Annotated in this window: 10 protein-coding genes and 2 tRNA genes; 7 read left to right on the top strand and 5 right to left on the bottom strand. The window is 62.0% G+C overall.

Annotation, left to right across the window (positions count from 1 at the left end; all coding sequences use genetic code 11):
* Positions 1 to 4 precede the first annotated feature (4 nt).
* Positions 5 to 679 (bottom strand): 5-formyltetrahydrofolate cyclo-ligase, encoded by a 675-nt coding sequence (locus DEJ54_RS16400; RefSeq protein ID WP_113155498.1) that lies wholly within the window; start codon positions 677 to 679, stop codon positions 5 to 7.
* A gap of 211 nt (positions 680 to 890) precedes the next feature.
* Between DEJ54_RS16400 and DEJ54_RS16395 the strand changes: the two genes are divergently transcribed.
* Both DEJ54_RS16395 and DEJ54_RS16390 read left to right on the top strand, forming a co-directional pair.
* Positions 891 to 2,867 carry a bifunctional 2',3'-cyclic-nucleotide 2'-phosphodiesterase/3'-nucleotidase gene (locus DEJ54_RS16395; RefSeq protein ID WP_371685907.1) on the top strand — a complete coding sequence of 659 codons (1,977 nt, stop codon included), beginning with the start codon at positions 891 to 893 and terminating at the stop codon, positions 2,865 to 2,867.
* Positions 2,868 to 3,065: 198 nt separating this feature from the next.
* Positions 3,066 to 3,362 (top strand): Dabb family protein, encoded by a 297-nt coding sequence (locus DEJ54_RS16390; RefSeq protein ID WP_113156349.1) that lies wholly within the window; start codon positions 3,066 to 3,068, stop codon positions 3,360 to 3,362.
* Between the two features lie 11 nt (positions 3,363 to 3,373).
* Here the strand turns inward: DEJ54_RS16390 and DEJ54_RS16385 are convergent, their stop codons facing one another.
* From DEJ54_RS16385 to DEJ54_RS16370, 4 genes are all read right to left on the bottom strand, one after another.
* On the bottom strand, positions 3,374 to 4,825 hold the full coding sequence (locus tag DEJ54_RS16385; RefSeq protein ID WP_113155496.1) for a deoxyribodipyrimidine photo-lyase: 1,452 nt from the start codon (positions 4,823 to 4,825) through the stop codon (positions 3,374 to 3,376).
* 23 nt (positions 4,826 to 4,848) lie between these two features.
* Positions 4,849 to 5,088, bottom strand: coding sequence for a hypothetical protein (locus tag DEJ54_RS16380; RefSeq protein WP_113155495.1), 240 nt, complete (start codon positions 5,086 to 5,088; stop codon positions 4,849 to 4,851).
* 139 nt (positions 5,089 to 5,227) lie between these two features.
* Positions 5,228 to 6,790: a CYTH and CHAD domain-containing protein gene (locus tag DEJ54_RS16375; RefSeq protein ID WP_162742326.1), complete on the bottom strand. Its 1,563-nt coding sequence runs from the start codon at positions 6,788 to 6,790 to the stop codon at positions 5,228 to 5,230.
* A gap of 178 nt (positions 6,791 to 6,968) precedes the next feature.
* Positions 6,969 to 7,043: transfer RNA gene (locus tag DEJ54_RS16370), tRNA-Asn, on the bottom strand.
* Between the two features lie 187 nt (positions 7,044 to 7,230).
* On the opposite strand from DEJ54_RS16370, the gene DEJ54_RS16365 reads away from it, so the two are divergent.
* From DEJ54_RS16365 to DEJ54_RS16345, 5 genes are all read left to right on the top strand, one after another.
* The gene (locus DEJ54_RS16365) at positions 7,231 to 7,515 is read left to right on the top strand and encodes a hypothetical protein (RefSeq protein WP_222474230.1); all 285 of its coding nucleotides are present in this window, start codon (positions 7,231 to 7,233) and stop codon (positions 7,513 to 7,515) included.
* A gap of 111 nt (positions 7,516 to 7,626) precedes the next feature.
* Positions 7,627 to 7,700, top strand: a tRNA-Cys gene (locus DEJ54_RS16360).
* A gap of 354 nt (positions 7,701 to 8,054) precedes the next feature.
* Positions 8,055 to 9,863 (top strand): amidohydrolase, encoded by a 1,809-nt coding sequence (locus tag DEJ54_RS16355; protein ID WP_204360824.1) that lies wholly within the window; start codon positions 8,055 to 8,057, stop codon positions 9,861 to 9,863.
* Between the two features lie 117 nt (positions 9,864 to 9,980).
* The gene (locus tag DEJ54_RS16350) at positions 9,981 to 10,916 is read left to right on the top strand and encodes a pirin family protein (RefSeq protein WP_113156346.1); all 936 of its coding nucleotides are present in this window, start codon (positions 9,981 to 9,983) and stop codon (positions 10,914 to 10,916) included.
* A gap of 201 nt (positions 10,917 to 11,117) precedes the next feature.
* Positions 11,118 to 11,792 carry a protein-L-isoaspartate O-methyltransferase gene (locus DEJ54_RS16345; RefSeq protein ID WP_113155493.1) on the top strand — a complete coding sequence of 225 codons (675 nt, stop codon included), beginning with the start codon at positions 11,118 to 11,120 and terminating at the stop codon, positions 11,790 to 11,792.
* Positions 11,793 to 11,887 lie beyond the last annotated feature (95 nt).

The following is an 11,887-nucleotide window of genomic DNA, read 5'->3' as shown; positions in this document are numbered from 1 at the left end:
GGGGTCAGGCGGGGACGCCTGACGGCAAAATCTTCTCGCCCGCAGTCATTATATGATCCATCGCAATGTCATGGGGCTGCGGGTAGATGGTCGGCAATTGCGAGAAGGCATAGCCGATGCCCACGACCAGCGGTTTCTTCGCCAGTGCGGCGAGGGTGCGGTCGTAGTAACCGCCGCCATAGCCCAGCCGGTAGCGCGCGGCGTCGAAGCCGACCAGCGGTGAAACCACGATATCAGGCGCGATTTCCGCCTGCGTTGCGGGAACGGGAATGTTCCACACGCCGCGTTCAAGTGTGTCGCCGGGCCGGTAGGGCCGGAAGACGAGCGGTGCGCCCTTTTCGATGACGACGGGGAGGGCCGTCTCTGCTCCCCGCGCCGCGCATCGGGCAAGCCATGGGCGTAGATCCGGCTCCCCCCGGAACGGCCAGTAGAGGCCGATCACCCGGCCGGCGGGATCGCCGATGAGACGGTCGAGCTTATTGGCAATGTCTTCGGCAAGTTCGCTTCGGGTTTTCGCCGGCACGGCAAGCCGCTCGGCGATGAGGCGCTCGCGGGCCGCCTTGCGCCAGCGCCGGACATCCGGCCAGTGGTCTGCATCAGCCGCCTGTGCGCCGCTTGCCAGCTCATGCATGAAGCAGGGCGGTGACGCGTAATCCCGGTCGCCGGAAGAAGTGTTCATCTCTTTTCTCTCCCTCTGCTTTGTTCGTGCAGCGCTTATCAAGACTGCGGGGCGGGCGGCTGATGCGCTTTTCTCGCTGCGACATGTGAAGCGCCGTTTGTGCCATGGCCCTGTCATCCGGGCGTCACGAGTTTTTGCTGGAAGTCTCGCCACGAGAGCGCAATCATGACTGATCGCTGTTTCCGTTTCAAAGATCGAAAGAGAGATGACCATGACCCGACCGCACGCCCTGCTTTCCCGTCGTTCCTTCCTCGCCGGATCGGCGGCTGCCGGTTCGCTGGTTCTCATGCATCCGTTTTCCGCACGCGCTTCCGGCAATCAGGCGCATCTGCGCATCATGGAAACGACCGATCTGCATGTGCATGTCTTTCCCTATGACTATTATGCCGACAAGCCCAACGACACGATGGGTCTGGCGCGCACGGCCGCGATCATCGATGGCATTCGCGCGGAAGCCACGAATTCGATCCTGGTGGACAATGGCGACTTCCTGCAGGGCAACCCGATGGGTGACTACATCGCCTATGAGCGCGGCATGCGCGAGGGTGATGTTCATCCGGTGATCAAGGGCATGAACACGCTGGGCTATGATTGCTCGACGCTTGGCAATCACGAGTTCAATTACGGGCTCGACTTCATGTTCAAGGTGCTCGATGGCGCGAACTTCCCCTTCGTCTGCGCCAATGTGACCAAGGGCGAGCTCGCTGCCAACGCGCGCGATGACGCGCTTTTCCTGAAACCTTATGTGATCCTCGATCGCAAGGTGAAGGACGGCAATGGCGAAGAGCATCCGATCCGGGTGGGCCTGATCGGGTTCGTGCCGCCGCAGATCATGAACTGGGATTCGAAGCATCTGGCTGGCAAGGCCATGACGCGCGACATCGTGAAGGCCGCAGAGGCCTGGGTGCCGCAGATGCGCGAAGAGGGCGCCGACATTGTGGTGGCGCTGTCGCATTCCGGCATCGGCCCGGCGAAGTATGAGGAGAACCTCGAAAACGCCTCGCTGCTTCTGGCCGGTGTCGACGGCGTTGACGCCATCGTGACGGGGCACAGCCATCTGGACTTCCCCGGACCGAAATTCGAGGGGCTTGAAGGCGTCGACAATGCGAAGGGCACGATTGCCGGAAAACCGGCGGTGATGGGTGGTTTCTGGGGCTCGCATCTGGGGCTGATCGATCTGATGCTTGAACGCGACGGCAATCGCTGGATGGTGGTGAACTCCACCTCGGAGGCACGACCGATCTTCAAGCGCGTGGAGCGCAAGGCCGAACCGCTGGTGGAAAGCGTGGCCAAGGTGGAAGACGCGGTGCGCGAGGACCACGAGGCGACGCTGAAATATGTGCGCACCGCCGTGGGCAAGACCTCCGCGCCGCTGCACTCCTATTTCGCGCTGGTGGCGGATGATCCGTCCGTGCAGGTCGTGAGCCAGGCGCAGACCTGGTACATCACCGACATGCTGAAGGATGGCGCGCACAGGGATGTGCCGGTGCTTTCGGCGGCAGCCCCCTTCAAGGCCGGCGGACGCGGCGGGCCCGACTATTATACGGATGTGCCGGCAGGCGATGTGGCGATCAAGAATGTCGCCGACCTCTATCTCTACCCCAACACGGTGCAGGCGGTTCTGGTGACCGGGGCGGATGTGAAGGAATGGCTGGAAATGTCGGCCGGCATCTTCAATCAGGTGGAGCCGGGCAAGGCCGACCAGCCACTGCTCGATCCGACATTCCCGTCCTACAATTTCGATGTGATCGACGGGGTGACCTACCGGATCGATCTTTCGCAGCCTGCCAAATATTCGCCCAAGGGCGAGCTTCTGAACGCGGATTCGAACCGCATCGTCGATCTGCAGTTCAAGGGTGCGGCCATCGATCCGGCGCAGAAGTTTGTCGTCGCGACCAACAATTACCGTGGCGGGGGTGGGGGCAATTTCCCCGGCATCGGCCCGGACAAGGTGATCTTCGAAGCGCCCGACACGAACCGCGACGTGATTGTGCGCTATATCGTGGAACAGGGCACGATCAACCCGTCCGCCGACGCCAACTGGAACTTCAAGCCGCTGGAAAACACCTCGGTGCTGTTCGAGACCGGGCCGAAGGGCGCGGCGTTCGCTTCGAGCGTCGAGGGCGTTTCCATCGAGCCGGCGGGCGAGGGCAAGGAAGGTTTCGCGCTCTACCGCATCACGCTCTGAACGGTAGTCGGATAAATATAACGATCAATGATGACAGGTCGGGCGCATTGCCCGGCCTATCTTCTTTTGAAGCAAGTGTTTGCCGGCTTCGGCGGATAAAGTGATTCAGGCGGTTCGCGCTTTGCGTGACGCTGGGGCGCATTGACTTTTTCGGGCGGTCGGCGCGATTTGCGGGCGCAATTTCCAGGAGACATGCCCGTGATTCGACACATCGTTTTTTTCAGCGCGAAGGATGAGGCTGATGTGGAGCGGATTGCCGAGGGTCTCGGCATGCTTGCCGAGATTCCGCATTCGGATTTCTTCGAGATCGGCATCAACCGCAAGGTCGACCAGATCGGCACCGAGGTGGATGTGATCGTCTATGGCGAGTTCCGCGATGAGGCGGCGCTGGCGGCCTACAAGGCCCATCCGGTCTACGACGCCTGCACGGCGAAGGTTCGGCCCATGCGCGAGATTCGCATGGCGGCGGATTTCGTTTCCAAAAAGAAGGACTGACGGGCGACCCGTCAGTCTGCATTTCTGATCGACTTGTAGGCGGAGAGCGCACTCTCCCGTGCGGCCTTGTGGTCGACCATGGGGCGGGGATAGGTCTCGCCGAGGCTGACGCCTGCCTTTCTGAGTGCTTCGACCGGCGCTTTCCAGGGCTGGTGCAGGTGCTTGTCGGAGAGGTTTTCGATCTCTGGAACGAAGGCGCGCACATAGCGCCCCTGCGGATCGAACTTCTCGCCCTGAAGCACGGGGTTGAAGATGCGGAAGAAGGGGGCGGCGTCCGCGCCCGAGCCCGCCACCCACTGCCAGTTGGCCGGGTTGGAGGCGGGGTCCGCGTCCACCAGCGTATCCCAGAACCACTCCTCGCCGGTGCGCCAGTGGAGCCCCAGATGCTTCACGAGGAAGGAGGCGACGATCATGCGCGCGCGGTTGTGCATCCAGCCGGTCTGCCAGAGCTGTCGCATGGCCGCGTCGACCACCGGATAGCCGGTTTGTCCGCGCTGCCAGTCTGCAAGCGCGCGGTCGTCCCTGTGCCAGGGGAAGGCGTCGAAATCGCTGTTGAAGTTCTTCGTCGCAAGATCCGGGTTGTGGAACAGGAGATGCCAGCAGAATTCACGCCAGCCGACCTCCTTGCGGAAGGTGAGCATGTCTTCGCCGGCAAGCTCCTCCGTGCCGTCAAGCGCCTGCCAGATCTGGAAGGGCGTGATCTCGCCATGGGCGAGATGGGCGGAGAGGCCGGAGGTGCCATCGTCTCCCATCCGGTCGCGGCGCGTCTTGTAGCCATCACCGCCGCCATCGAGGAACGCGATGAGGCGGGCTCTGGCGCCGGCTTCGCCGGGTGTCCAGGTCTCCCGCAGGCCGCCCGCCCAGTCCGGGGTTGTGGGCAGAAGCTGCCAGTCTTCGAGCGCATCGCCCGTAACGTCGCCACCGAACGGTTTTAGCGATCCGGGGCGGTCGGCGGGTGCGCGCGGATGCACATGCTCGACCAGCGCGCGCCAGAAGGGGGTGAACACCCGGTAGGGACCGCCGGAGCCGGTCTTGATGCGCCAGGGCTCGTGCAGAAGGTGGCCGGCAAAACTCTCCGCCTCGATGCCGGCCTCCTGAAGGGCGGACTTCATCTGTGTGTCGGCGGCGATGCCGGGCGGGTCGTAGCGGCGGTTCCAGTAGACCGTGGCGGCTCCGGTTTCGTCTGCAAGGGCGGACACGGTCTTCGCCATCGGGCCGCAGCGCAGGATGAGTTTTACGCCAAGCGTCTTGAGATCCTTGCTGAGGGCCGTGAGGCTGTGATGCAGCCACCAGCGCCGCGCGCCACCGAGCGGGCGCGCGCCTTCGCTTTCCTCGTCCAGAATGAAGGCGGCGGCGACTGGCCTGCCGGCATTGGCGGCGGCGCACAGCGCCAGATTGTCGGAAAGGCGCAGATCGTGCCGGAACAGCACCAGAACCGTGTTCCGGTCATTCTCATTGGGCATGTGATTATCCGTGCGGCTTTGGTTCAGTCGTCGTTTGTGGCGTTGAGCTGGTCCGGTCGCAAGCCTTCATCGCCATTCATGCCGCTTTGCAGGAGGCCATTTTGCATGGCCCAGTCGCGCAGGGCCGAAATCAGCGCGTCCTCGCGGGTGATGCCCTGATTCTGGCCCTGATCCTGCGTGGAGACGTAGCGGTCCAGCGCGGCGATGATGTTTGCCGGCAGCGTGACCGATAAGGTTTCCTGCTTTTCGTTTTCCTGTTTCATCGTGCCCGCCCGTTCTGGCCCCTTGGGGATTGTCGTAGCACAACCTGCAAAAGCCGGTTTGGTTCCGCGCCGTAAGCATGGTCACGGAACTGTGTTCGCGGCGTGGGCTGGTGGTGGGGCGGAGGGTGCGCTCTGTGGCCTATTTGTGTTTTCGCTTCCAGAACAGGTGACAGGTCTTCAGCGCCTTCCAGTGGGCCTGCGCCGTCGTCCAGTCATAGGTCACCCGTGTTTCGCATGCGCCGAGCAGCCGGCCGATCGCGCGCTGGGCCGCGAGGTCGTTGATCGAGGAAAGCGGCGGTTTGCTGAGAACGGCTTCGACGACCGTGGCGTCGTTCAGGCTTCCGAACACGGTTTGAAGCGTTTTCAGCCTTTCGGTCACGCGCTTCACATCGCGTTTGGGGAAGAGCGGGCCAAGAAACTCTATCGTGTAGCGGAGCTTTTTCAGCTCCTTGCGCAGCGCGTGCTTCTGCTCCTGATCGAAGCGCTCGATCCCTTTTGCTTTGGTCAGGACGTGGGCCCATCGCCTGTCGAGTATCTTGCCGGCGAAGTCCGTCAGCCTGCGGCGCTCTCGCTTCTTGCGATGGTCATCCTTCCAACTGGCGGTTTCGATGAACTCGGAGAGGGACAGAAGGAAGTCGCCGACGCGCTCGCCGCAGAGTATCTGGCGCAGATCGTTGCGTATTTCTTTGGCGTGGCGCTCCAGTGTGCCAAGCACGGGGGCAGCGCCATGGGCATGGCCATCGAGCGCGAAATAGGGGCGTGCGATGTCGTTGAGGACGACGTCCAGATCGCGCAGGCGTCCGACCTCGCGGCCAAGCCAGCGGGCTTCCTCGCTGAGGCCGGGGGCTGCTTCTTCCGGCGAGGCAATTTCGTGCGCAAGGAGGGCAAGCGCGCTGCGCAGTCGCCGGAGCCCGATGCGTAACTGGTGCGGGCCTTCCGGATCGTCGCATTGCTGCACCGCCTCAATGTTGGCCGCGATCTGGCTGAGGCACTCGTGCAGCATGGCGCGGGCCGCTTCACCGGTCGCGTATCCGGGTTTGAGGGGAACCGTCTCGGCTCTGCGTGGCGTCGCCGGCGGCTCTATATGCCCCTGTTCGGCGAGAAGAACGCTGCGCGCCGCCTTTGAGAAGCGCGAAAACCGCAGGCTGCCTTTGGGGAGAACCATCCGGGCGGTTCGGTAGAGGTCGGCGGGAGCGCCTTCGACCAGCTCGATTTCGAGTTCGTGCAGGTTTTCGCTGCGTCCGGCCGCCTTGATGGCGCCGCTGTCCACGGCGAGCTCCGCCTTTGCACCGTCATCCAGGCTGAGGTCGATCTGGGTGCGGTTGATGTGGGTCTCGGCGATGGTCTTGAGCGGCCTGTCGCTTATGAGCTTCCTGAGTCGTTCGCGCACGTCTGCATCTTCGATGGCGTCGATGGAGACCTGACCGCTCGGCACGGGGCGCTCGAACTCGCTGACCTTCGACAGCCCGCCTGCAATCGTGCCGTTGAGCTTGACCGTCTGAAGCCAACGCTTTCCATCGCGCCTGAGGCGCAGGGAAATACCGTTCTTGCGCAGATCGCGCGCTGCCGTGTCGAAATAGATGCTGCGCAGGAGGCGGGAGGCATGCTTCGTGCAGGCCTGCGAAGGCAACTCGTCAATGCGGGCGAGGACAGCGGGGACCTGTTGTCTGTCCAGCAGGAGTTTCAACTCGACTTCGGACACAGGCGCAACTCCTTCAGGAACGTCAAGCGTCACCCTAGCGTCAAGGTGTTGAAGGAGGAAGCAATTAAGCGGGGAGGGGTGATGACGGAGTGTCGCGCCGGATGGATGTCGGGCACACTGGTGCTGCTCCAGCGGAGGTGCTGAAGGGGTGGGCGGCGTATAGTGTTTGGAAAAGAAGTGGCTCCCCGGGCCGGATTCGAACCAGCGACCAACCGGTTAACAGCCGGTTGCTCTACCACTGAGCTACCGGGGAACGCCTGTGCTCTGTCGAGTGAGCGTGCCTATAGCAAACCGAATTCAGCTTTGCAAAGAGGCAAATGTGTTTTTTGTCTTTTTTTTCACAAGCGCCATTCCTTGGATCCAATTTGCAACGCATATGAAGCATCAGCGTTTGTGCAGCAAAACCGCTGAAATGTGCGGAACGGGCGACGGAACGGGCGATGGAACAACAGGAAGACAGGCAGGACGACGACAAGCGCGCGAAGCCTTCGGTTTCGCTGATGGGGAAACGAATCCCGATTCCCCAGTCGCGTCTGGCACGAATCACGGGCGGGTCGGGCCTCGTGGTGCTGGGCATATTCGGCTTTTTGCCCGTGCTGGGCTTCTGGATGATTCCGCTTGGTCTTTTGATTCTGTCCTATGACATCGCCGTGGTGCGACGGAAACGGCGCAAGATGACCGTCTGGTGGAGCCGCCGGGGCGGCGACAGGACGAACAGGCGGTGAGAAAGGGCTCTTATAAGGGGCTATGACGATAAATTGCGGATCAATGACATTGTCCGCTTGACGGGGAAATAGTCGCAACCTATTGAACTGCTCGATGCTGCTTGGCAGCATGGCCTCGTGGCGGAGTGGTTACGCAGAGGACTGCAAATCCTTGCACCCCGGTTCGATTCCGGGCGAGGCCTCCAAATTCTCTTTCTTCATATATCCATATCGTTTTGGTGCTGGCTGCCGTGGGCGCGCCGGCTGGCGTAAGCCAGCTGTCTGGGGCTTGCGAGAGCAGATTGTCTCTCGATCCAGCCTCGACCGTCCTCACCTCTTGGATTGCTCCGCCCGCTGGCAAGGGGGAAGGGGAGGGGGAGGGGGAGGGGGAGGGGGAAGCCGTTAGTCGACTGATAACCATATTCCTGCCCTAGCGTAAGCTGAAACTGGCGCTCGCCCTTAGAAGGGGCGAGACTGCTTCGCGTTCCGCTCTTCTTTGATTCGTGAAAGGAAAAGCGGGCGGGGACGGTATTTGTATGGAAGTACACAGGGGCGATCTTATGATGAATTTTCACGCACTACGTGCATTGCTTTTGGCGGGCACCGTGTTTGCTGGTGGAGCGGCTTGCGCGCAGGAAATTGCCGACACGATCTACAGTGGTGGCCCGATCCTGACGATCAATGATGCGCAGCCGACCGCTGAAGCGGTTGCGGTGAAGGACGGACGTATTCTCGCCGTTGGCGCGCTGGCCGACATTGAGGCCCACAAGGGCGATGAGACGACCGTTTTCGAATTGGACGGCCGCGCCATGGTGCCGGGCTTCGTCGACAGTCACGGTCATGTGGTGTTTGGCGGCCTTCAGGCGCTCTCGGCAAACCTTCTGCCGCCGCCGGATGGCGGCGTTGCTGACATCGCCAGCCTGCAGGAGTCGCTTCGAAAGTGGATCGAAGACAACGCCGAGACCGTCGACAAGGTCCAGATGGTCATCGGCTTCGGCTATGACAATGCGCAGCTGGCTGAACTGCGCCATCCGACGCGCGAAGAACTGGATGCGGTTTCGACGGAGTTGCCGATCCTGATCGTCCATCAGTCCGGGCATCTGGGCGTCGTGAACTCCAAGGCGCTGGAATTGGCGGGCGTTACGGCCGATACCAAGGACCCGTCAGGTGGCGTGATCCGGCGCGACGAGAACGGTGAGCCGAACGGCGTGCTGGAAGAGTATGCGTTCTTTACCGCTCTTGGTAAGATGCTGGGTGACCTCGGTGAGGAAGGCATGCACGCATTTGCGCGCGCGGGCGCCGAACTCTGGGCGCGCTTCGGCTACACGACTGCACAGGACGGGCGTTCTGCGCCATCGATCGTGGAGGTTCTGAAGAAGCTTGGCGCCGAAGGGGATCTGCCGATCGATGTCGTGGCGTTTCCCGACGTTCTGGAAGCGCCGGATTACATCGTCGAGAATTTCTCGCAGGACTATACGAACGGTGTCCGCGTGGGCGGCTGCAAGCTGACCATTGACGGTTCCCCGCAGGGTTTTACGGCGCTGCGTGACCGCCCCTATTACAACCCGGTTGGCGATTATCCGCCCGGATATTCGGGTTATGCGGTGATCGGGATGGATGTCGTGCAAAACGCCGTCAACCATTGCTACAAGAACGGTCTGCAGATCATCACGCACTCCAATGGCGAAGCGGCCTCGGACATGCTTCTGACTGCCATCGAGGTGGCGCAGAAGGAATACAGCGACGCGAACAATCGCCCGGTTCTGGTGCACGGCCAGTTCCTGCGCGAGGATCAGGTCGACACGATCAAGCGGCTTGACGTCTTCCCGTCGCTGTTCCCGATGCACACTTTCTATTGGGGCGACTGGCACCGCGATCACACGGTCGGACCGGTGGCGGCAGACAATATCTCGCCAACCGGCTGGGTGCGTCAGCGGGACATGATGTTCGGTTCGCATCACGATGCGCCGGTGGCTCTGCCAGACAGCATGCGCATTCTCTCTGCGACGGTGACCCGCCGCACGCGCTCGGGCGACATTCTGGGGCCGAGCCAGCGGGTGGACGTGCCGACGGCGCTGAAGGCCATGACGATCTGGCCGGCCTGGCAGCATTTCGAGGAGGACGACAAGGGTTCGATCGAAACCGGCAAGCTGGCCGATTTCGTGATTCTCTCCGACGATCCGACCGCAATCGACCCGGAAACCCTGTCCAGCCTGACCGTCCAGGCGACGATCAAGAATGACAGGGTGGTCTATGAGGCGGACGGAAGCATGCAGAAGACCGAGTTCCTGAACTGGCCGGTCGGCCCGGATGGCGAGGCATCGCATCATCTGCTGCACGCCATGTATGACGGCATGAGCAAGAAGTAACGGACGAACCCGTTCAAGATCGACCGCCGGAGCACGCTTCGGCGGTCGTTTTTCTTTTGTGCCGACCATGCGGATGGTACTGTTTGGAGAAGAGCTGTCCCGTGTATGGAGGCGTCGATGAGCTGGAACCCCGCACTCGAACCCGGCTGTCCGGATGACATTGAAGCCGAATCCATCGAGACGTTGATCATTCCGCGCGCCCGCGATATTGGCGGGTTTGAGGTGCGCCGCGCGCTGCCGGCGCCACGCCGCCAGATGGTTGGTCCGTTCATCTTCTTTGATCAGGCGGGGCCGGCCGAGTTTCTGACCGGGCAGGGGATTGATGTCAGGCCGCATCCGCATATCGGCCTGGGGACGGTCACCTATCTCTTCCGCGGCGATTTTCATCACCGGGACAGTATCGGCTCGGACCAGGTCATTCATCCGGGCGCGCTCAACTGGATGGTTGCCGGGCGGGGCGTCTCGCATTCGGAGCGCACCAGCGAGGCAGCCCGTAAGGGGCCGCACAGCCTGTTTGGCATCCAGACCTGGGTGGCGCTGCCCGAAGCGATGGAAGACGCGGCCCCGGCATTCGAGCATCATGAGAAGGAGACGCTGCCGGAGATCGTCGATGACGGCATCGCGCTGCGTCTGATTCTGGGGCGGGCTTATGGCGAGACTGCGCCGGCGACGGTGTATTCCGACATGTTCTATGCGGATGTGATGCTGGAGCCGGGTGCGCGTTTCCCGTTGCCGGACGATCATGAGGACAGGGGCATCTATGTGACGGACGGGGCGATCTCCGTTGCGGGCCAGGTTTTCGGGGCCGGGCGGATGATGGTGTTTCGTCCGGGCGATTCGATCACCGTGGCGGCGGGAAGCGAAGGGGCCCGGATGATGCTTCTCGGCGGTGCAACGATGAACGGCCCGCGCTATATCTGGTGGAACTTTGTGGCCTCTTCGAAAGACAGGATTGAGGCGGCGAAAGAAGACTGGAAGCGTGCGCGCTGGGGCGCGGGACTGTTCGATCTGCCCACGGGAGACGATCAGGAGTTCATTCCGCTCCCCGGGTGAAGGGGTATCCGGCCTTTGACACAATTGGCGCCGGGGATTCGGGGGCGCCGGGGCGCTATCAACCGCCAATATGCCGCAGCGGGGCGGAGTAATTGACAGGCGCGGCGGCAGCCGCTAGCAAACCCGTGAAATCGTTGTTTTCGCCGCATTGGGAGTACAGTCCCGAGGGTGGTGCGAAAACAGGCATCGGGAACCAGACGCATGACAATCGATTTTTCCCAGCAGCGCGCCAATATGGTTGAGGGACAGTTGCGCACGTCGGACGTGACGGCGAGTGCTCTTCTGGACGCCATGGGTGACATTCCGCGCGAGGCGTTCGTGCCCGGCCGCAAGCAGGCTCTCGCCTATCTTGACGAGGATCTTGAGATCGCGCCTGCCACGAATGAGAGCGCGGCGCGTTATCTCATGGAACCGGCCGCGTTCGGCAAGCTGGTGCAGCTCGCCGACGTGCGCTCCAGCGACGTGGTGCTCAATGTGGGCGCGGGCTCGGGCTATTCGGCTGCGGTTCTTTCGCGTCTTGCAAGCTTCGTGGTTGCGCTGGAGAGCGATGAGGATCTGGCCGCCAAGGCAACGGATGCGCTCAGCGAACTCGGTTGCGTGAATGTTGCCGTGGTCAGCGGACCTCTGCAGGGCGGCTATGCCGACGATGCGCCTTATGACGTGATCTTCATCGGCGGCGCGGTGGATTCTGTGCCGCAGACGCTGATCGATCAGCTGCGCGACGGCGGGCGACTCGTCGCCGTGATCGGTGAAGGCAACGCTGCGCAGGCGCTGCTTTATGTTAAGGATGACGGCATTGTTTCGAGCCGCGTTGCATTCAATCTGGCCGTGAAGCCGCTTCCCGGCTTCCAGAATGCACCGGAATTTGTCTTTTGATCAGTGACTTGTTGCTTTCCTGCAACGGAATTGATCAAGAGTTTGATGTAATGTCTATATAAAGAGCGCCTGGATTTGGGGGTGGGGGACAGGCT

The organism is Nitratireductor sp. OM-1 (assembly GCF_003296175.1).
GTDB lineage: Bacteria > Pseudomonadota > Alphaproteobacteria > Rhizobiales > Rhizobiaceae > Nitratireductor > Nitratireductor aquimarinus.
Note: the sequence above shows the minus strand (reverse complement) of the source record. Positions and strands in the feature narration are given on the sequence as shown.